Source organism: Paractinoplanes atraurantiacus (genome assembly GCF_900215205.1).
Taxonomy (GTDB): domain Bacteria; phylum Actinomycetota; class Actinomycetes; order Mycobacteriales; family Micromonosporaceae; genus Actinoplanes; species Actinoplanes atraurantiacus.
This window is the reverse complement of record NZ_OBDY01000010.1, coordinates 268,060-287,237: the sequence shown is the minus strand read 5'-3', so window position 1 is coordinate 287,237 and position 19,178 is coordinate 268,060. Positions and strand designations below refer to the sequence as shown.

Here is a 19,178-nt window from a genome sequence, read left to right as displayed (position 1 = left end):
ACCGTGAGGTCCCTGCTGATCTGGACGTGCACGTCGTTCTGGACAATGCGTCCACCCACAAAACCCCGGCGATCAAACGCTGGCTGGCCGCCCACCCACGCTTCGTTTTGCACTTCACCCCGACGAGCTCTTCCTGGCTCAACCTGGTCGAACGCTGGTTCGGCGAACTAACCACCAAAAAGCTGCAGCGCGGCACCCACCGCTCGGTGCGCGAACTCAACAAAGACATCCGCGCCTGGATCGAGACCTGGAACGACGACCCCCGGCCCTACGTCTGGACCAAGACCGCCGACCAGATCCTCGAATCCATCAAGCGACACTGCACACGCATTAACGACTCACGACACTAGAGAGTGTTTGGAATGTTGATCGTTCGTTGAGCATGCGTGGCGCGTGGTGACTTGACGAACGATCAATGGTTCAGGCTTGAGGCGGTGCTGCTTGAGGTACGGATGGGACGCCCGCCTCGGGACCGCCGAACGGTGATCGATGCGATCCGCTCGAGGGTGCGCACAGGATCACCGTGGCGGGACATGCCCGAGCGGTATGGGCCTTGGGAAACCGCGTACGGATTGTTCAGGCAGTGGCGGCGCGACGGTGTCTGGGCCGAAATCTTGACTCGGCTGCGGGCCGCGGCGGACGCCGAACAGATCATCACCGGTTGCGTCCAAGGACGTGGTGTAAGAAACGGTCATCGCTGATCCGTGTGAGTTGATGCTAGGCGGCGAGCTCTGCAGTCTGGTCGGGTTCGGTGTCTTGGCTGGTGGGAATGGGTGTGAGGCGGGCTTTGCGGATCAGGTCGAGGTCCATGTAGCGGCGTCCTTCGACCCATTCGTCCGTCTGTTCGGCGAGCACGGCGCCGACGAGGCAGATGATCGCGGCGCGGTTAGGGAAGATCCCGACGACGTCGGTGCGCCGGCGGATCTCCTTGTTCAAGCGTTCTTGGGGGTTGTTGGACCAGATCTGGCGCCAGAGTTCCCGCGGGAACGCGGTGAACGCCAGCAGGTCGGCGCGAGCCTGGTCGAGGTGTTCGGCGGCGTCGCCGAACTTCTCGCCGATCATCTCCAGGACCCGGCCGTATTGGGCTTCGACCGCTGCGGTGTCGGGCTGGTCGAACACGGTGCGGACCAGGGTCGCGACCCATGGCTGCGCGCTTTTGGGGACCTTAGCGAGCAGGTTGCGCAGGTAGTGGGTGCGGCAACGCTGCCAGGACGCGCCGGGCAGGGGCGGCCCTGATCGCGGCCACCAGGCCGGCGTGGGCGTCGGAGACGACCAGGTGGACTCCGGACAGGCCGCGGGCGGTCAATGAACGCAGGAAGGCCAGCCAGCCGGCCCCGTCCTCGTCCGAGCTGATGTCCAGACCGAGGACTTCCCGGCCGCCGTCGGCGTTGACCCCGACCGCGACTAGAGCATGAACGTTGATGATCCGGCCGTGCTCGCGGACCTTGGTCACGAGGGCGTCGAGCCAGACGAACACATACCGCCCGGCGTCCAACGGCCGGTTGCGGAACGCTTCGACCTGAGCGTCCAGATGCCACGCCATCTCCGAGACCTGCGACTTGGACAGCTGTTTGACCCCAAGTTGCTCGACCAGTTTCTCGACACGCCGGGTCGAGACCCCGAGCAGATACGAGGTGGACACGACCGAGACGAGGGCTTGCTCGGCGCGGCGGCGGTGCTGCAACAGCCAGTCCGGGAAGTACGAACCCTGCCGCAGCTTCGGGATCGCGAGCTCGACGGTGCCGGCCCGGGGTGTCCCAGTCACGGTGCCGATAACCGTTACGCGAGTTGGTTCGTTCGTCGCTGCGTTCGCCGTACTCGGCCCCGCAGACCGCGTCGACCTCGGCCGACATCAGCACATCGGCGAAGGTTTTCACCATCGCGCGCAGTAGATCAGGGCTCGCCGATTGAAGATGCTCGCGCAACATGTCAGCGACGTTCAGACTCGGTTCTGCGGCCATCGCAGGTCTCTCCTTCGTGATCTTCAAGCAATCCGAAGGATCTGCGATGGCCGCCTCCGCACGCCGGGAAAGCCCAGGTCATACACCACTTCGGTGGACGCGACCCGAGGATGCGATAGAGCTGACGAGCGAGGTAGCGTCGGATCTCTTTGGTCGTTCGCCCCTGTGCTCGGCGTCGTTCGGCGTAGGCGCGGGTGTCGGGGTCGGCGGCGGGTGGTGTTTCCTGACGAGGCGGGAGGGGATTGATCCCGGCCAGGGCGGCGTGCGACCAGGCGGTACAGACGACCACAACGGTGATCGGGCCGATTGCTCGTTCCGCTCGACCGACGTCAGTGATCTGTTTGGCCCTCAAGAACTTGCGGGCGTCCAGCGGATCTGACTTCCCGGTGCCGCGGTGCGTGGCGTGCTATCCCTTGCGCGGAGTGGGCCGGTAGACCAGCTCCTGCGTACGGCCGTCAAGCGTCCTTGTCTCCAGAAGGTCGAGGTCGAAATCGGCGGCGCCGGCGAAGAGCGGATCGTCGCCGGTCCTCCCGGTGATCACCGGGAAGACCGTCACCTGCAACCGGTCGACCAGCCCGGCCGCCATCAGGGCCCGGTTCATGGCCAGGCTGCCGTGTGAGCGCAGCGGCACGTCCGACTCCTGTTTCAGCCGCGCCACGGCCTCGACCGCGTCGCCCTTGACGAGCGTCGCGTCCGGCCAGTCGAGCGGCCCCTCCAGCGTGTTCGACACGACGAACGCCGGCAGGTGCCGCATGCGGGTCACCCACGGGTCGCCCACGGTCTCCTCGTCGCCGGCGGCCAGCAACTGCGTGAAGGCCCGGTAGGTGTTCGCGCCGAACACCATGCGCTGGTCGGTCTCGTACTGGGCCAGGCGGTGCGCGAGCAGCTCCGGCCCCTGCTTGCCCCAGTAGCCGCCCCACGAGGGGTCGGTGACCCCGCCGAAGCCGTCGAGGCTGGTGAACACGTCGAAGGTGTAAGTAGCAGTCATGCCGGTCAGACCGGCCCCGGAGCCGGAACTCATCGGGTCAGAGCAGATCGCGCCAGAACGGCACGGTCGCGCGCGGCTCGCCCGGGGACGCCGAGCCCAGGCCGAACTCCCGGTGCAGCCAGTCGGTGAGGTCCACGCCGTAGTAGATGATGTCGGTCTGGTACACCGACAGGACCGGGTGACCGGAGACGCCCGCCGGCAGGAACCGATGCGCATAGACCGGCACGAGCCGCGGGGCCGTCAGCAGGTAGCCGCGGGCCGCGGCGACGGCCGCCTCGGCCGCCGGCGGGCGGGGGCCCCACCCGCCGTACCAGAAATCGTTTGATCCGACGTCGAAGAGAACGCCCTCGACCGGCCAGGCCAACCGCTCCCGCAGCGCCGCGCGGTCGGGACCGCGCCAGTCGGGCCAGCCCCGGCCCGTCGGCAGACCAGCGGACAGGAAGGCGCGATGGTCGCCGGCGAAGGTGAAGCCGAACTCGTCCTCGATCGCGGCGAGCTCGGCGTCGCTGAGGCCGGGGGCGATCGGGAAGCGGCCGGAGGCGGCCAGTAGTTCCGCGGCGGTCACCCCGCTACCTTATCGAGAGGCGTGTACTCCTTTTGGTGTACGGAAGTAGTCGGGAGGCGTCCGTGCGGGTGACGGCGGCTGGACGACGCGGCGGGACCGCCGGCGGAAATAGCGTCCCGGCCATGAACAGATATCTCGCTTCCGCACTCACCCTGGTCGGCGTTCCGGCCGGCCTCGCCATCACCGGCGGCAGCCTCGACACGATCATGACGATGACGCTCGCGGCCTGGCTGGCGGTCCTCGCGCTCTTCGCCCCGCGCTGGCCCCGGGCCGTCCTCGTCCTCTCCGTGCTGGTGATCGCCGGCATGCGCGGCAGCTCCCTGGTCGACTCGGGCTGGGTGTGGCCGGCCACCGCCGCCTTCGTCGCGGTCGTGCTCGCCGGCCATCTGCGCACCGCCATGATCGTGGGCGGCACGGCCCTGGCCTACGGCTTCGCCTGGGACGGCTACGTCGCCGACGGCCACGGCGGCGACTGGACGCTCGCCCACGTCGGCGGGGAGACCCTGTGGCTGGCCGCCGTGCTGGCCGCCACCACCGCCTATCGCAACACGATCCGCTGGCAGTCCGAGGTGGCCCACCGCCTCGAACAGGACGAGCACGAGCGTGAGCTGGACGCCCGCCGCCGCCGCGCCGAGGAGAGGGTCGGCATCGCCCGCGACCTGCACGACGTGGTCTCGCACACGCTGGCGGTGGTCGGCGTGCACCTGAACGTGGCGCTGGACTCCTTCGACAGCGACCCCGACGAGGCACGCTCGTCGTTGCGATTGGCCCAGGAGGTGCGGGGCCGCGCCATGACCGACCTCAAGTCGCTGGTGGACGTGCTGCGCGAGGGTGCGGCGCCGGCGATCGGCGAACCGGCCGACGGGCTGGACGGGCTGGAGCGGCTCGCGGAACAGGTCCGGTCGGCCGGGCTGGCGGTGTCACTGAACGAGTTCGGCGAACGGGCGCTGGTGCCCGCGCCGGTCGCGACGGCGGTCTACCGTGTGGTGCAGGAGTCGCTGACCAACACGGTGCGGCACGCGGGGGCGAGCCGGGTCGCGGTCACGGTCCGCTACGCGCCGGCCAGCGTGGTGGTCGACGTGCAGGACAACGGCACCGCCGGTGCGACGGTGATCGACGGCAACGGCATAGCGGGCATGCGCGAGCGGGTGGCCACGCTGGGCGGCGCCCTGACGGCCGGCCCCGGCAAGGGCGGCTTCGCCGTGCTAGCCACCATTCCCTTCGCGGCCTGACGGGGGCGACAGCGTGACGATCTCGGTTCTGCTCGCCGACGACCAGCATCTCGTGCGGGCCGGCTTTCGCAGTCTGCTCCGCCGCGACAAGGAGATCGACGTCGTCGGCGAGGCCTCCACCGGTGACGAGGCCGTCCGCACCGCCCGGTCCCTCAAGCCCGACGTGATCCTCATGGACATCCGGATGCCCGGCCTGGACGGCATCGCCGCCACCAAGGCCGTGCTCGCCGAGAACCCGGACACCAAGGTGATCATCTTGACGACCTTCGAGACCGACGAGTACGTCTTCGCCGCGCTGGCCGCCGGTGCGAGCGGCTTCCTCACCAAGGAGATCGCCCCCGACGGCCTGCGGCAGGCGGTCCGCGTGGTGGCGGCCGGTGACGCCCTGCTCTCGCCGAGCGTCACCCGCCGGGTGGTCGGCCAGTTCACCCACCGGCCGGTCGCGGCCGCGAAGAACGAGAACCGGCTGGCCGTGCTCACCGACCGGGAGCGGGAGGTCGTCCGCATGGTCGCCGCCGGCCTGTCCAACGAGGAGATCGCCCGCGAGCTGGTGATCAGCCCGCTGACCGCCAAGACCCACATCACCCGGGCCATCGCGAAACTCGGTGTCCGCGACCGCGTCCAGCTGGTGATCATCGCCTTCGAGGACGGACTGACGGGATGAAGAGAATTCTGGTGTACGGGGTGACCGGCGCCGGCAAGTCGACGCTGGCCGCCCGCATCGGCGAGCGCCTCGACATCCCGTACCACTCGATCGACGACCTGATGTGGGAGCCGGGCTGGGTCGAAGTCCCCGACGAGATTCAGCGCGACCGCATCCGCGAGGTGTGCGCCGCCGACACTTGGGTGATCGACGCGGCGTACCAGAAATGGGCCGAGATCGTCCTGCCGCGCGTCGACCTGATCGTCGGCCTCGACATGCCGCGCCACGTCTCCTACGGCCGGCTCGTGCGCCGCTCGCTGACCCGCCTGGTGCGGCGCACCGAGATCTGCAACGGCAACCGGGAATCGTTCCGCAACCTTTTCCTCGACCGCGATTCGCTGCTGTACTTCCATTTCCGCTCGTGGGGCCGCAAACGCGCCCGCATGCGCCGGTGGCAGGCCGACCCGGACTTTCCCGAGACGATTCTGATGCGGTCGCCGAGAGAGGCGCGCGACTGGCTCGCGTCCCTTTAAGGTCAGAGCTATGTCTGATGACGTGCTGTGGAATGTCATCGCCACGGGGAAGCTCGGCACCGTCGCGACGATCAAGAAGGACGGGCGGCCGCAGCTGTCCGACGTCAGCTACATCGCCCTGCCCGGCCTGGTCCGCTTCTCGACCCGCACCAGCCTGGCCAAGGTGCACAATTTGCGCCGCGATCCGCGGGTCAGCATCAAGGTGACCGCCACCGACGGCCACGGCTACGCGGTCGGCGAGGGAACCGCCGAGCTGAGCCCGGTCGCCTGGCGGCTCGACGACCCCGTGGTCGAGGAGCTGATCGAGATCTACCGCCTGATCACCGGCCACGAGCACCCCGACTGGGACGATTTCCGCCGGGCCATGGTCACCGACGGCCGGCTGGTCTGCTCGATAAAAATCGAACACCTTTACGGCTGGACCGCCGCTTGATAGCTCTCACCCGTCAGGAGGCGCGCCGCATAGCCGTGCGCGCCCAGCTCCTGACCCGCGACCGCCCTCGCGGGCTTTCCGAGCTGGTGGAGCATTTGACCCTTCTTCAGTACGACCAGACGAGCGCCGTGGCACCCAGCGCCGACCTGATCGCCTGGAGCCGCCTCGGATCCTCGTACCGTCCGGAATCGCTCACGGAAGCGCTCGAGGATCGCACTTTCATAGAACTCAAGGGCATGATCCGTCCGTACGGCCAAATCTCGCTCCTGAAGGCCCGCATGGCCGCCTGGAACGACCCGGACGATCAGTTCAGCCATCCCCGCGCCCACGCTTTCGTCACCGCCAACGCCGACTGCCGCCGCGACATCCTGAGCCGCCTCGACGACGGCGGGCCGCTCCCCCAGTCCGAGCTGCCCGACACGTGCCAGGTGCCGTGGTCCTCCTCCGGCTGGAACAACAACCGCAGCCTGACGATGATGCTGGAGTGCCTGGCCTCGCGCGGTGAGATAGCCATAGCCGACCACGACGGCCGCGAGAGGCTCTGGGACCTGGCCCACCGCGTCTACCCCTCGGAGACGATCCCCGAGCCCGAGGCGACCAGGATCCGCGACGAGCGCCTGCTCCGCTCCCAGGGCCTGCTCCGCCCCCGCCGGGGTTTCGAGGCCGGCGAGCCCGCCACGATCAAGGGCGTCCGCGGCACCTGGCGGGTCGACCCCTCGTACATCGGCCTCCCCTTCGCCGGCCGCACCGCGCTCCTCTCCCCCTTGGACCGCCTGATCTTCGACCGCAAGCGCATGCTCGACCTGTTCGAGTTCGACTACGCCCTGGAGATGTACAAACCGCCCGCCAAGCGCAAATGGGGCTATTGGGCCATGCCCATCCTGAGAGGCGACCGCCTGATCGGAAACTGGACGCCACGGCCGACCACCGCACCCGCGTCCTCCGGGTCGACGCCATCCACCAGGACGTCCCCTTCAGCAAGGCCACCGGCACCGCCGTCCTGACCGAGATCCAGGATCTGGCGAACTGGCTCGGCCTCGGCCTGGACCTCCCCGCTCAGTAACAGTCGATCAACGCCGGCGCCATGCTCTCCGTGCCGCCCTGGACGACTCTCAGCCCCGTGACCCCGGGCAGCTTGCGAGCCGAGGGCAGGGCCCCGCAGTCGAACGTCGCGCTCCTGACCGTGGCCGTGAACCACTGGCCCACGTTGTCGATGGTCGCGGCGGCGAGAACCTCAGGGCGGTCCTTGTAGATCCTCTTCGCGAGGGCCAGAGCCTCGGCGCTGGTCTGATGCTCGATCGGCCCCTCGTGCGGACGCTGATCGAGCACCTCCCGGACGGCGGCCGTCTGCTCCTCCGTGGCCGCCGAGATCATCGAGATCGTGACGTCGTACGTGTGCTCGACCGGCTCCCGAAAGCCCGCGAGCAGCAAACCGCCGGCGCCGACCGCTGCGCCCACGAGCAGGGCGAACAGGGAGACCGCGACGACGACCAGCGTGGTGCTGAAGCGCGCGGGCGCGGGCGGCGCGCAGGGTTGCGGGGCGGGGAACTCGGTCACGCCGGGCAGCGTAGGGGCCGATGCGCGAAACAGCGAAACCGAAGTGACACGGTCGTCAGCAGCGGATCGAGCCGGCCGGCTCGTTCTTCGTGGGGTACATGACGATCACGAGGTCGTTGACGCCGGGCAGCTTGCGGACCGCCGCCAACGGCTCGCAATCGAACGTCGCGCCCCTCCAGGTGAAGCGGTACGACTCCGGCAGGCTGTTCGGGCCCACCTGGTTGACGAATTCCGGGTCGTCCTTCCACAGCTCCTTGAAACGGGCGAGCGCCTGGGCCCTGCTCTCGAACTTCACCTCGCCCTGGTGCGGCGCCCTCTCCAGCTGGTCGCGCACGGCCGTCTTCTGCGCCTCGGTCACCTCCGATTTAAGGAAGACCGAGATGTCGTACGACCTTTCGACCGGCTTACGGAAGCCCGCGTACAGCAGGTAGCCCACGCCGCCGCCCGCACCGGCCAGGATGCCGACGAGGGCGATCAGAACCGCGACCGCGATCAGGACAGGGCGGGAGGAACGAGGCGTGGAAGGAGCTTCGGGTTCCGTCACGCCGGGCATCGTATAGAAGGTCTCGCACCCGATTTGCACCCGAGAACACAGCCGCATCTCAGCCGAAACCTTCAAGGGACGCCGCTACGGCCCGATCTCCCGAGTACGACCCCCGCACCGGACGACCGGAGATCAGATGGCAGGCAGCACCGCTATGCGCCGCTGGTATGCGGCGTGTGCGCTGACCGGCGCGCTCGTCGCCGTCTTCGCCGTGGTCCTCGGCGCCGGCATCGGCGGGGACGACGTGACCAGAACGGTCTCCAACTTCGGGCTCTGCGCCGTGGCCGTGGTGGCCGCCGTCGCCTGCCTGGGGCGGGCACGGCTTTTCACCGGGCGGATGCGCGCCGGCTGGGGGCTGATCGGGCTCGGCGTGCTGAGCTGGGGGCTGGGCGAAGGCATCTGGACCTACCTGCAGATGGCCCGCGGCGACGCGATGCCGTTCCCCTCGGCCGGCGACGTCGGCTATCTCGGCATGACCCTGCTGACGCCGATCGGCCTGCTGGTGCTGCCGAGCCGCGCCCAAGGCGTCGCCAGCCGGGTCCGCAGCGTCATCGACGGCCTGATGATCGCCTGCTCGCTGGTGCTGATCGCCTGGATCTTCGTGGTGTCGCCGCTGCTGGAGAACGGCCAGGGCAGCGGGCTCGCCCTCTACATCAGCCTGGCCTACCCGCTGGGCGACGTCGTGACGATCACGATAGTGCTCTACATGCTGGCCCAGCAGCGGCGGCACGGGCGTACGTTCGGACAGCTCGCGCTCGTCGGCGCCGGCATCTCGGCCTTCGCGGTGTCCGACATGGCGTACGCCTATCTCAGCCTGGTCGACCGGTACAGCTCGGGCGGGCCCACCGACATCGGCTGGTTCGCCGGCTTCCTGCTGATCCTGCTGGCCGCGGCCAAGCCGGTGCCGCCGGCCGGTGACGAGGAGGAGACCGACAACGGCCAGCCGGTCGGCATCCTGCTGCCGTACGTCGCCGTTCTCGCCGCCCTTCTCACTTCGGTCATCTGGTACGCCAAGACGGGGCACAGCAACCTCTTCGTCGCCTACACGCGGTCCGCGCTGATCCTGCTCATCGTGGGACGCCAGCTGCTCACCCTGCGGGAGAACCGGAACCTCACCCGTACGCTCGAGGCCCGCGTCGCCGACCGCACGGCCGAGCTGTTCGCCAGCGAGCAGCGGTTCCACGCGCTCGTGCAGCACAGCTCCGACGTCGTCACCGTGGTCAGCCCCGAAGCCGACGTGCTCTACCAGAGCGAGTCGGTGCAGCGGGTCTTCGGCTACCCGGCCCGCGTCTTCACCGGCCGGCGGCTCACCAAGATGCTCGACCCCGAGTCGGGTCTGCGGCTGGCCCAGGCGCTGCGGCAGGTCGCCGGGCGGCCGTACGCGACGACCGTGCTGGAGCTGGTGGTCCGCCACCGCGACGGCCGGGTCCGCCAAGCCGAGATGACCATCACGAACCTGCTCAGCGACCCCAGCGTGGCCGGTCTCGTGCTCAACACCCGTGACATCAGCGAGCGCAAGGAGCTGCAGGACCAGCTCGTCCACGAGGCGTACCACGACGCCCTGACCCAGCTGGCCAACCGGGCGCTGTTCCGGGAGCGGGTCAGCGAGGCGCTGCAGCACCGCGCCGACGGCGAGGTCACCGTGCTCTTCCTCGACCTGGACGGGTTCAAGGAGGTCAACGACAGCCTCGGGCACCTGGCCGGCGACCAGCTCCTGGTGCAGGTGGCCGACCGGCTGCGAGCCTCGGTCCGCGAGCAGGACATCGTGGCCCGCTTCGGCGGCGACGAGTTCGCCGTCCTGATCACCACCGCTCCCGGCGGCGCGGCCGGCGAGGCCGAGCAGGTCGCCCAGCGGATCATCGACGCGCTCGACACGCCGTTCGGCGGCGAGACCCGCGACATCCACGTGCAGGCGAGCATCGGCCTGGCCTCGGCCGACCTGCTCGGCGACGCCAAGGACGGCGCCGAGCAGCTCATGCGCAACGCCGACCTGGCCATGTACAAGGCGAAGTCGGCCGGCGGGAGCGGCTACGCCACGTACAACCCGGAAATGCTCTCCGGTCTTGTCGCCCGTCTCGAGCTCGAGGCCGACCTGCGGCTCGCGCTGGAACGGCACCAGCTGCACCTGCACTACCAGCCGACGATCAACCTGGCCACCGGCGAGGTGATCGGCTTCGAGGCGCTGGCCCGCTGGGAGCACCCGACGCGCGGCCTGATCCCGCCGGCCGAGTTCATCCCGATCGCCGAGGCGACCGGCCTGATCGTGCCGCTGGGCCGCTGGGTGCTGCGCGAGGCCTGCCGCCAGGCCGTCGCCTGGTCCCGCGAGGGCGGCCGCCCGCTGAAGATGGCGGTGAACGTCTCGGTGCGCCAGTTCGACCGGGCCGACCTGGTCGAGGTCGTCGCGGCCATCCTGGCCGAGACCGGCATGCCGGCCGACCAGCTGTGCCTGGAGATGACCGAGAGCGTCCTGATGACCGACACGGACGACAATCTGGAGCAACTCGTACGCCTGAAGGCGCTGGGCGTGACGCTGGCCATCGACGACTTCGGCACGGGCTATTCGTCGCTGGCCTACCTGCGCCGTTTCCCGGTCGACACGCTGAAGATCGACCGTTCGTTCGTGGAGCGCCTGGGCGCCCTGACCGACGACACGGCCCTGGCCGACACGATCGTGCAGCTCGGCAAGAGCCTCGGCATGGACACGGTGGCCGAGGGCATCGAAGAGTTCGTCCAGCTGGAGGCGCTGCGCGAGATGGGCTGCCACTTCGCGCAGGGCTACTACTTCTCCCGCCCGGTCCCGGCCGACGAGGCCGGCCCGCTGTTCGTCCAGGGCGCCCGTGTTACTGGCTGATCGCCACCGCGGGACCCACCGCGCCACCGGCCCCGGCGGCCTGCGCCGGGCCGGCCGCCTGCGGGAACTGCTGGTCACCGGCGTCGTCGACTCGTTCGGCATGGCGCTGGGCTGGACGTTCGTGGTGCTCGTGGGCACGGCCCGGGGCGGCCTGGGCGAGGCCGCCCTGTACAACGCGGCCATGCTGGTGGGCACGGTGCTGTCGGCCCCGGCCGCCGGCTGGATGTCGAGCCGCCTGAACGGCCGGGCCCTGCTGCGCACGGCGGCCGGGGTCGAACTGCCGATGCGCTTCCTGGTCCTGTTCGGCGTCATCTCGGGCCTGCCGGCCTGGCTGGTCGCGGTGTTCATCCTGGTCATGCACACGGCGGCCTGGGCCGGATACGCCGGCTTGCGGGCCGAGGTGACAGCGGTGGACGCCTCGCCGCGCACGATGACCCGCTTCGTCATCTGCATCGTCGGCGTGGAGGCGGCCGGCACGGCCCTGGCCGCCCTGCTGCCGACAGGCCCCGACGGCCAACCGGCGGGCTGGCTCCTGCGCGCGATCTTCGTGGTCTTCCTGGGCACCCTGCTGCCGGTGATGCTGGTGGCCCGCCGGGCCCGGATCATCCCGGCCGGCTCGGTCTTCCCCCGCTCACCGGCCCGCGGCCGCCACGCCAAGCCCGGCTGGCGCCTGCCGATGCCCCGCCTCATGCTGGCCGGCGGCGGCGTCATGCTGATCGCGGCCGGCCCGTCCCTGCTGGCGGTCCCGGTCACGGAGGAGCTCTACGGAAGCAGCTGGGTGGCCGGGGCGGCGGTGGCGTTCTGCGCCGGCACGCTGCTGGCCGACAGCGCGGTCGGCTGGATCGGGCGCCTCGGCCTGCCGGCGGTCCTGCGCTGGTCCCTGTGGGGCCTGGGCATGCTGGCGGGCTGGATCCTGGCCCCGCTGTACGCCCCGTTCGTGCTCCTGGCCCAGTTCGCGGCGGGCTTGGCCACCACGGCCTTCGAGGGCGACATGGACGCCCGGGTGGCGGCGGAGGCACAGCCGGGAACCCTGACCCGGGACCTGGCTTACAGCGCTTCGTTCAGAGCCTTGGGCGGCGCGGTGGCGGTACGGGCCCTGCCCATGATGATCGCCGCCCCCGCCATCGGCATGGCGGCCAGCGCCAGCGCCCTGGTCCTGGGCGTCCTGTCCCTGATCATCTGGGCCGGCCTGACAACCGCCCCACACCTGTTTCGCCGCTTCGCCCACTGACCCTTCACGGCGAAGAGCCCCGCCCAGTTGCCGCTGGGAGAGGCTCTTCTCGGATCCGCTACCTCATGAGACCCGGCAGGTCCGGAACGCCCATCAGGTAGTAGTACATCGTGATCGTGGCGGCTACCACGAGAATCAGGCAGAGGCGAAATGTGGCCGGCCACGATCCCATCGCCTCTCTCACGACATCCATGAACTGAGTGCGCATCCGTAGCACCTCCTTCCCGGTCGAATTCGATCTCCACTCACGACCCATAAGTGAAGAATCAATGACACTCAGTAATAGTGCCTCACGATCGCAAGGAATTCCTAGCGGCAAATCGCCGCCTGACGACGAAAAGCCGGATTGCCCGTCGCAAAAAGCGGACAATCCGGCTCGATTCGAGGTAGCCGCCTCGAATATTGGCACTGCCGTCGAGAGATGAGGCAGCGGATCCGAACTCAGTATGCGAGATCGAGCCCAAGTTGCCAAGTACCCGCCTGCTCTATAGCGCTCTGACTTTTACCATCTCGCGAAACGCCATTCGCCGGGCGGCCGATTGATGCCCGCACACCGACTTACGGCAAAAAGCCTGCAGTGATCCGCCTCGGGCAGATTGCCGTTCGGCAGCCTGCCAACATCACGGAGTTTCGGAGCGATCCGACTGCGGCGGTCCGCCGCCGGCAATCTGCCATGTGGCAGTCCGCCCTCCGCTATTCGCCATACAGCCATCGCGAGACTCTCTCATTTCAGATAATGGACAGCGACCCAGTTTGGCCGGTAGCATTCGCGCGGGCAACTCACGCACGAGTCAAACGCGGCCCAATTGGGCCGGCGAACCACCGATCAGGCAGATGGGCTGCGAGTCGCGAGGCGTGCGCTTATTGTAACCGTTAGACAGCATCTAGCAATACTTTCGGCAACCACTCCGACGTACATAGGTGATCAGAATGAATCCACTCGGCGCCGAGTGGCGCAAGAGCATGCGCAGCGCACAGGGAAATTGCGTCGAAGTGTCATACCGTGCCGATCAAGGCGCCATCCTCGTGCGTGACACCAAGGCTGAAGGACGTGGGCCAGTTCTCACTTTCACCCGCAGCGAATGGTCAGCTTTCGTGGCCGGCGTCAACGACGGAGAGTTCAATCTCCCGGATTAGGCACAATCGACACCGCGCAGTCCGGGCGGTGGCTAGGGCTGCTCCAGACTCGCCATCGCCCGGTCCACGAGCACCAGCGCTTCCTCGTTCTTCCGTGCGACCTGCTCAATCCCCCAGAACGCTTCCAGGTAGATCGCCGTTTCCTCGAGGTCGTCGCGGATCAGCCACTCGCCGCGGGAGTCCTCGAAGTAGAGGATGTCTTCGTTCTCCTCGGCCGAAGGCAGTTCGAGCAGCACGTACGACCCTCGCATGCGCTGATAGAGCCCCTGGCTGAACGGGACGATCCAGATCGTGGTGTCCGGCTGTTGGAGCGTCCGCTTGAGGCGTTCGAGCTGGCGGCGCATCACGTCCGGACCACCGACCCATCGGTACAGCACCGCCTCGTCGAGCGCGAAGAAGAGCTTCGGCCGATCAATGCGGGAGCTCAGCCGTTCCTGGCGCTTCATTCGAAGACCGACGAGGTTGTCGACCCGGCCGTCCGAGACAGCGTCGGTTGCCTGCGGCACCATCTCCGCCAGAGTCGCCCGCGCGTAATCCTCGGTCTGCAGCAAGCCGGGCATCAGCAACGGCTCGTAGTTACGGATGATCGAGGCGGCCGACTCGTAGCTGAGCATGTTCGAGAACTCGGTCGTCATCTTCGCAGGGTCCCGGAACGACGACCACCAGGCCGGCTCTTTGGCGGCACGCGCCATCCCGATCAGCGACTCGATACGCTCCGCGTCGGTGATTCCATAAAGCTGGAGCAGCACGCGGAGATCGTTCACCGAGATGGCAACCGTCCCGGCTTCGATCCGCATCAGCTTGGACATCGACCAGTCCATCTCCGGCGCAACGTCCTTCTGGGAGAGGCCCGCGGCCTCGCGTGCTCTGCGCAGTTCCACACGCAAACGCCGTCTCTGCACCACTGGATCCAGACCGCTTGCCATACGCACCTCTGTCGCGCCCCGCAGCGCCGCTGCACCTGGTGTGGTCCGGCGCCCCCGACTCGCCGAGTGATTTGCAGCATAGTGGATGGTCAGAGATCGAATTATCGGCCCAGAACGAGCGGGCTCCTACGAGCCGTCCGCCAGCGCCCGCTGGACCACGTGGAGGACCTGGTCGGGGGTGATGCCGTGCTTGTGGGCGATCGCTTCGACGTCGTGGCCGTCGCCGTACTCGGCGACGATGGCGTCCTCGTCGAGGACGTTCGGCACCCAGCTGGGAACGCCGGGCGGGTGGTACCCGCCCTGAGGCGGTGAGTAAGGCGCCGGCTGAGGAGCGTAGTAACCCGGCGGCGGATAGGGGCCCGGGTGAGGGGCGTAATAGCCGGGCGGCGGCGGTGGAGGCGGGCCGACCGTGCGTTCCACAATGGCGTAGACCTGGGGGACGGTCAGGCCGTGACGCGCCGCTATGCCCTCCACGTCGTGGCCGTCGGCGAACTCGGCGACTATGCGGTCCTCGAAGGTCGCGTAAGGGTCGGTCACCGCCTAAGCGTCGCGCTTCAGGATGTACGTGTCCATGATCCAGCCGTGTTGGTCCCGGGCTTCCTGACGCACCTTCACGATCTCGTCGGCCACCTCGGCGACGCGGCCCGAGCGGAGGATCTCGTCGGGCGTGCTCACGTACGCGCCCCAATAGATCTGGGCGTCCGGGTGGGCCGTGAACGCCTGCTGCGCGTCCAGCATCACCACCACGTCGTCCACTCCCTCGGGCCAGCCCTCGGCCAGGCGGCGGCCCGTCGTCACCTGGAAGGGGCGGCCCACCCGGTTCAGCGGCACCCGGTGCTTCGCGGCCAGGGCCGAGACGCTGCTGATGCCGGGGATCACCTCGTACTCGAACTCGACGGTGCCCCGGGCCAGCACCTCTTCCACGATGGCGATCGACGAGTCGTACAGGCCGGGGTCGCCCCACACCAGCAGCGAGCCCTGCTGGTCCTCCTTGAGGTGTTCGAGGATCAGCTCCTCCACGACCAATGCCCGGCGGCTGCGCCAGTCCGCGATCGTGCCCTCGTAGTCGGCCGGCGTGCGGTCGCGGTCGGGGTCGCGGCCCTCGACGATTTTGCGTGTCGGCTTGGAGTAGCCGCGGATGATGCGTTCCCGCAGGTCGACCAGGCTCTGTTTCACTTCGCCCTTGTCGAGGACGAAGAAGACGTCGGTACGCCCGATCGCCTTGGCCGCTTGCAGGGTGAGGTGGTCCGGGTCGCCGGCGCCGATCCCGATCAGACAGATTTTCCGCACCTGGGCAAGTGTGCCGTAGCGGCGCCCGGGATACGCCTCGCGGGGGTCGACTTTCGGACGGTTCCCACCCGCTCACCTTGGGTGCATCTTGGTGGGAGGGGGGTGGACGTCTTGACGGATGACCTGCGGCTCTACCTGGCCGAGGAGGGCGCCGACGCGGAACGGCTCGACCTGCTCACCGGTCAGGTCCGTGACCAGATCGGCCTGCTCGAGGTGGATGACGTGCGCCGGATCACCTCGGCCGAGGCGCCGCCGACCGGGGCCCGCGCCATCGAGGTGGGCGCGGTCGGCGCGCTGCTGGTGATGCTCGGCAATTCGGCGACCAGCCTCAAGGAGGTGGTCTCGGTGGTCCGGGGCTGGCTCGGGCGCGGTGACGGCACCCGCCGGACCGTGCGGCTGGAGCTGGGCGGCGACGTACTGGAGATCTCCGAGGCGAGCGAGGCCGAGCAGCAGCGGCTCATCGATCTCTTCGTGAACAAGCACGGTGGCGAGACATGAGCCGCAAGGCCCTCATCGTCGCCAACGACACGTACGAGCACGAGGGTTTTCGCCGTCTGCTCGCGCCGGCCGCCGACGCCTCGGCGCTCGCCGGCGTTCTCGGAGACCCCAATATCGGGGATTTCGATGTACGGGTCGTGAGCAACGAACCGGCCTACGTGATCCAGGAGCGGATCGAGGACCTGTTCGCCGACAGCCGCCCCGACGACGTGCTGTTGCTGCACTTCTCGTGTCACGGGCTCAAGGGCGAGTCGGGTGAGTTGTTCTTCGCGACCACGAACACGCGGCCGAACCGGCTCGGCTCGACCGCCGTGTCGGCCGATTTCGTTCAGCGCTGCATGCGGGCCAGCCGTTCCCGCAGTGTCGTGCTGCTGCTCGACTGTTGTTACGGCGGCGCTTTCAGCCGCGGCGTGCGGGTGCGCGCGGCCGGCGACGTCGACGTGCTCGACAACTTCCCCGGTGGCAGCCGCGGCCGGGCCGTCATCACCGCTTCCAGCGCCATGGAGTACGCGTTCGAGGGCGACCGGCTGGCCGACGACCACAGCCGCCCGTCGGTCTTCACCTCCGCCCTCGTCGAGGGCCTGGCGACCGGGGAGGCCGACCGGGACCAGGACGGCTGGGTCTCCCTGAACGAGCTCTACGACTACGTCTTCGACCGGGTCCGCGAGCGCACGCCGCATCAGACGCCCAGCCGCGACATCGAGATGCAGGGCGAGTTGTACGTGGCCAGGAGCCGCCGCCCGATCCCCGAGGTGCGCCCGCCGGCCGCCGCCCCGGCCGAGCATCCCGAGCCGGGCCGCCCCCGCCGCCGCCGCTGGATGTACGCCGCCGGTGTGGCCGTGCTCGCCGCCGCCGCGGTCGTGACCACGCTGCTGCTGACCGATGGGGAGGATCCGGCGTCGAACGCGCCGGACGGACCGCTGCCGGCGGACAACTTCGAGGCGGCGGCACCCTGGCGGCTTCTGATCCGCGACAACATTCAAGGCAACGACGCCGGTTGTACGGTCACCATGGTCCACAACGACAGCGGCCAGCCGATCGTCCTGCCGACGGCGATCTACGGCCCGATGTCGTTCCAGATCCAGCGCGGCGGCACGTTCAACTGGTCGGTGAACGACCCGGGCTGCCTGACCACTCTGCAGTCGGGCACGGGCAGCGTCGCCCTTCCCTTCGTGCAGACCACGCTGGGCGACACCGACGCCTTCGCGGTGACGGGGCCGGTCTCCATCGAGGTGATCGACTTCCACGGCAACAACAGCTGCGACTTCACCCTGCGCGACGCCGGCAACGGCCGGCAGCTCGATTTCGGCACGGTCGCCCAGGGCGGCGGCCCGCTGATGCTCAGGCCGGGCGGCAGCGCGAAGGCGTACGTCTGGAATCAGTACTGCACGGCTCGAATCTCGGCCGCTTAGTCGGGGAGGATCGGCACCGACGGGCCCAGCTGGCGGCCGATCGTGGCGGCCCTGGTCAGCGACGATGAGCCGAAGCGGTCGCGGACGGCGTCCATGGCCACGTCGAGGCCGTCGTCAGCGGTGTCGTCGAACAGTGACGGCTGCACGTGGCCGTCGCCGTCGAGGTTGCTCACCGCCACGCCGACCAGGGTCAGGCCCCGGTTGTCGATCAGCGGCCGGGCCTCGGTGAGCAGCTGCCGGGCGGTGTCGGCGATCGTCCGGGTCTGCATGGTCGCCTTGAGCAGCGAGCGCGACCGTGTGGCCCGCCCGAAGTCGTCGAAGCGCAGACGCACCGTCACCGTGCGGCCGGCCCGCTTGGCCCGCCTCATCCGGCGGGTGACCCGGTCGACCAGCGCGTCCAGAGTCGCCTCGATCTCGGTGAACGGGCGCGGCCGGCGGCCGAGCGCGCACTGAGCACCGATCGAGCCGCGGCGGTGACCGACCCGTACACGCCGAGGGTCTTTGTTGTGGGCCAGCGCGTGCAGATGCCGGCCCGCGCCCGCGCCGAGCAGGGAGACCAGGGCCGCCTCGCCGACCCGGGCCACGTGACCGACCGTGTCGATGTGCCGCTCGCGCAGCTTGGCCGAGGTGACCGGGCCGACGCCCCAGAGGCGCTCGACCGGCAGCGGATGGAGGAAGGCCAGCTCGCCGCCGGACGGCACCTCGAGCAGCCCGTCCGGCTTGCCGACGGCGCTGGCCACCTTGGCCAGGAACTTGGTGCCGGCGATGCCGACCGTGATGGGCAGGCCGACCCGCTCGCGGACCTCGGCCCGCAGGCGGGCGGCGATCTCGCGCGGGGTGCCGCTGACCCGCAGCAGCCCGCTCACGTCGAGGAACGCCTCGTCGATCGAGATGCCCTCGACCAGCGGCGTGGTGTCGCGGAAGATCTCGAAGACCGCCTTGCTGGCCGCCGAGTAGGCGCTCATCCGCGGCGGGACGACGACGCCGTCGGGGCAGAGCGCCCGCGCCTGGGCCACGCCCATCGGCGTACGGACGCCCCGGGCTTTGGCCTCGTAGCTGGCCGCCAGCACCACGCCGCCGCCGACCAGGACCGGCCGGCCGCGCAGGGCCGGGTCGTCGCGCTGCTCGACCGACGCGTAGAAGGCGTCCAGGTCGGCATGCAGAATGGCCACGCGCAGAGCATAGAACACCTGTTCTAATACGTCACGCAGGGTGTCGATATTCGTTTGATTTCGTCGGTTGGACAACGGAATGTAACGAAGCTTTACGTCCGATCGTGACGCCGGTCATGTCCTTCGGGGAATTCCACGACGAGAATCTCTGTTGTCGCATTCAGACTTGAGCGCACAACGCTCAACCTTTATGAGAGTTCCGCTG

Annotated in this window: 21 protein-coding genes and 1 pseudogene; 12 read left to right on the top strand and 10 right to left on the bottom strand. The window is 68.9% G+C overall.

Annotated elements, in window-relative coordinates:
* Window positions 1-350: transposase (locus tag CRP55_RS23990; protein WP_179855316.1), on the top strand; the 350-nt coding region annotated here is incomplete at its 5' end.
* A gap of 36 nt (window positions 351-386) precedes the next feature.
* Window positions 387-701 carry a transposase gene (locus CRP55_RS23985; protein ID WP_097322353.1) on the top strand — a complete coding sequence of 105 codons (315 nt, stop codon included), beginning with the start codon at window positions 387-389 and terminating at the stop codon, window positions 699-701.
* Between the two features lie 16 nt (window positions 702-717).
* Here the strand turns inward: CRP55_RS23985 and CRP55_RS23980 are convergent.
* The 3 genes and pseudogenes from CRP55_RS23980 to CRP55_RS23965 form a co-directional block, all read right to left on the bottom strand.
* Window positions 718-1,961 (bottom strand): annotated as a pseudogene (locus CRP55_RS23980) (IS256 family transposase).
* Between the two features lie 406 nt (window positions 1,962-2,367).
* Window positions 2,368-2,982 carry a dihydrofolate reductase family protein gene (locus tag CRP55_RS23970; RefSeq protein WP_245923334.1) on the bottom strand — a complete coding sequence of 205 codons (615 nt, stop codon included), beginning with the start codon at window positions 2,980-2,982 and terminating at the stop codon, window positions 2,368-2,370.
* 4 nt (window positions 2,983-2,986) lie between these two features.
* Complete coding sequence (locus CRP55_RS23965; RefSeq protein WP_097322352.1) at window positions 2,987-3,514, bottom strand: hypothetical protein; 528 nt, start codon at window positions 3,512-3,514, stop codon at window positions 2,987-2,989.
* 122 nt (window positions 3,515-3,636) lie between these two features.
* Here CRP55_RS23965 and CRP55_RS23960 point away from each other — a divergent pair, with 122 nt between their 5' ends.
* The 5 genes from CRP55_RS23960 to CRP55_RS23940 are packed head-to-tail and all read left to right on the top strand — an operon-like array spanning window position 3,637 to window position 7,359.
* Complete coding sequence (locus tag CRP55_RS23960; RefSeq protein WP_097322351.1) at window positions 3,637-4,746, top strand: sensor histidine kinase; 1,110 nt, start codon at window positions 3,637-3,639, stop codon at window positions 4,744-4,746.
* Between the two features lie 13 nt (window positions 4,747-4,759).
* On the top strand, window positions 4,760-5,410 hold the full coding sequence (locus CRP55_RS23955; protein WP_097322350.1) for a response regulator: 651 nt from the start codon (window positions 4,760-4,762) through the stop codon (window positions 5,408-5,410).
* Window positions 5,407-5,922: a P-loop NTPase family protein gene (locus CRP55_RS23950; protein ID WP_097322349.1), complete on the top strand. Its 516-nt coding sequence runs from the start codon at window positions 5,407-5,409 to the stop codon at window positions 5,920-5,922. The genes CRP55_RS23955 and CRP55_RS23950 overlap by 4 nt, the downstream gene beginning before the upstream one ends.
* 10 nt (window positions 5,923-5,932) lie before the next feature.
* Complete coding sequence (locus CRP55_RS23945) at window positions 5,933-6,355, top strand: PPOX class F420-dependent oxidoreductase (protein ID WP_097322348.1); 423 nt, start codon at window positions 5,933-5,935, stop codon at window positions 6,353-6,355.
* The gene (locus CRP55_RS23940; protein ID WP_245923333.1) at window positions 6,352-7,359 is read left to right on the top strand and encodes a DNA glycosylase AlkZ-like family protein; all 1,008 of its coding nucleotides are present in this window, start codon (window positions 6,352-6,354) and stop codon (window positions 7,357-7,359) included. Before CRP55_RS23945 ends, CRP55_RS23940 begins: the two co-directional genes overlap by 4 nt.
* A 52-nt stretch (window positions 7,360-7,411) precedes the next feature.
* On the opposite strand, the gene CRP55_RS23935 is transcribed toward CRP55_RS23940, so the two are convergent.
* A complete protein-coding gene (locus CRP55_RS23935) occupies window positions 7,412-7,912 on the bottom strand; it encodes a hypothetical protein (RefSeq protein ID WP_097322347.1) in 501 nt (166 codons plus the stop codon).
* A gap of 55 nt (window positions 7,913-7,967) precedes the next feature.
* Window positions 7,968-8,456: a permease-like cell division protein FtsX gene (locus tag CRP55_RS23930; protein WP_143234845.1), complete on the bottom strand. Its 489-nt coding sequence runs from the start codon at window positions 8,454-8,456 to the stop codon at window positions 7,968-7,970.
* Window positions 8,457-8,592: 136 nt separating this feature from the next.
* Between CRP55_RS23930 and CRP55_RS23925 the strand changes: the two genes are divergently transcribed.
* Together CRP55_RS23925 and CRP55_RS23920 are read left to right on the top strand one after the other, a co-directional pair.
* On the top strand, window positions 8,593-11,307 hold the full coding sequence (locus CRP55_RS23925) for a putative bifunctional diguanylate cyclase/phosphodiesterase (RefSeq protein ID WP_179855314.1): 2,715 nt from the start codon (window positions 8,593-8,595) through the stop codon (window positions 11,305-11,307).
* Complete coding sequence (locus CRP55_RS23920; protein ID WP_245923332.1) at window positions 11,294-12,538, top strand: hypothetical protein; 1,245 nt, start codon at window positions 11,294-11,296, stop codon at window positions 12,536-12,538. Before CRP55_RS23925 ends, CRP55_RS23920 begins: the two co-directional genes overlap by 14 nt.
* A 58-nt stretch (window positions 12,539-12,596) precedes the next feature.
* Here the strand turns inward: CRP55_RS23920 and CRP55_RS53210 are convergent, their stop codons facing one another.
* Window positions 12,597-12,746 carry a hypothetical protein gene (locus CRP55_RS53210; RefSeq protein WP_179855313.1) on the bottom strand — a complete coding sequence of 50 codons (150 nt, stop codon included), beginning with the start codon at window positions 12,744-12,746 and terminating at the stop codon, window positions 12,597-12,599.
* Window positions 12,747-13,468: 722 nt separating this feature from the next.
* On the opposite strand from CRP55_RS53210, the gene CRP55_RS23915 reads away from it, so the two are divergent.
* On the top strand, window positions 13,469-13,675 hold the full coding sequence (locus CRP55_RS23915) for a DUF397 domain-containing protein (protein ID WP_097322345.1): 207 nt from the start codon (window positions 13,469-13,471) through the stop codon (window positions 13,673-13,675).
* Window positions 13,676-13,707: 32 nt separating this feature from the next.
* Here the strand turns inward: CRP55_RS23915 and CRP55_RS23910 are convergent, their stop codons facing one another.
* The 3 genes from CRP55_RS23910 to cobF form a co-directional block, all read right to left on the bottom strand.
* The gene (locus CRP55_RS23910) at window positions 13,708-14,601 is read right to left on the bottom strand and encodes a helix-turn-helix domain-containing protein (RefSeq protein ID WP_097322344.1); all 894 of its coding nucleotides are present in this window, start codon (window positions 14,599-14,601) and stop codon (window positions 13,708-13,710) included.
* Between the two features lie 126 nt (window positions 14,602-14,727).
* The gene (locus CRP55_RS23905; RefSeq protein WP_097322343.1) at window positions 14,728-15,138 is read right to left on the bottom strand and encodes a hypothetical protein; all 411 of its coding nucleotides are present in this window, start codon (window positions 15,136-15,138) and stop codon (window positions 14,728-14,730) included.
* A gap of 3 nt (window positions 15,139-15,141) precedes the next feature.
* Complete coding sequence (gene cobF / locus CRP55_RS23900; RefSeq protein ID WP_097322342.1) at window positions 15,142-15,891, bottom strand: precorrin-6A synthase (deacetylating); 750 nt, start codon at window positions 15,889-15,891, stop codon at window positions 15,142-15,144.
* A gap of 111 nt (window positions 15,892-16,002) precedes the next feature.
* On the opposite strand from cobF, the gene CRP55_RS23895 reads away from it, so the two are divergent.
* Together CRP55_RS23895 and CRP55_RS23890 are read left to right on the top strand one after the other, a co-directional pair.
* Window positions 16,003-16,389: a hypothetical protein gene (locus CRP55_RS23895; RefSeq protein WP_097322387.1), complete on the top strand. Its 387-nt coding sequence runs from the start codon at window positions 16,003-16,005 to the stop codon at window positions 16,387-16,389.
* A complete protein-coding gene (locus CRP55_RS23890; protein WP_097322341.1) occupies window positions 16,386-17,801 on the top strand; it encodes a caspase family protein in 1,416 nt (471 codons plus the stop codon). Before CRP55_RS23895 ends, CRP55_RS23890 begins: the two co-directional genes overlap by 4 nt.
* On the opposite strand, the gene dinB is transcribed toward CRP55_RS23890, so the two are convergent.
* Entirely contained in the window at window positions 17,798-18,979 is a 1,182-nt protein-coding gene (dinB, locus tag CRP55_RS23885) for a DNA polymerase IV (protein WP_218854687.1), read from the bottom strand. The genes CRP55_RS23890 and dinB overlap by 4 nt on opposite strands.
* Window positions 18,980-19,178: the final 199 nt, after the last annotated feature.

Coding starts and splice junctions, on each gene's coding strand:
- CRP55_RS53210 (WP_179855313.1), bottom strand. CDS start 12,746: ATGCGCACTCAGTTCATGGATGTCGTGAGAGAGGCGATGGGATCGTGG.
- CRP55_RS23925 (WP_179855314.1), top strand. CDS start 8,593: ATGGCAGGCAGCACCGCTATGCGCCGCTGGTATGCGGCGTGTGCGCTG.
- CRP55_RS23945 (WP_097322348.1), top strand. CDS start 5,933: ATGTCTGATGACGTGCTGTGGAATGTCATCGCCACGGGGAAGCTCGGC.
- CRP55_RS23960 (WP_097322351.1), top strand. CDS start 3,637: ATGAACAGATATCTCGCTTCCGCACTCACCCTGGTCGGCGTTCCGGCC.
- CRP55_RS23970 (WP_245923334.1), bottom strand. CDS start 2,982: ATGAGTTCCGGCTCCGGGGCCGGTCTGACCGGCATGACTGCTACTTAC.
- CRP55_RS23915 (WP_097322345.1), top strand. CDS start 13,469: ATGAATCCACTCGGCGCCGAGTGGCGCAAGAGCATGCGCAGCGCACAG.
- CRP55_RS23950 (WP_097322349.1), top strand. CDS start 5,407: ATGAAGAGAATTCTGGTGTACGGGGTGACCGGCGCCGGCAAGTCGACG.
- CRP55_RS23910 (WP_097322344.1), bottom strand. CDS start 14,601: ATGGCAAGCGGTCTGGATCCAGTGGTGCAGAGACGGCGTTTGCGTGTG.
- CRP55_RS23890 (WP_097322341.1), top strand. CDS start 16,386: ATGAGCCGCAAGGCCCTCATCGTCGCCAACGACACGTACGAGCACGAG.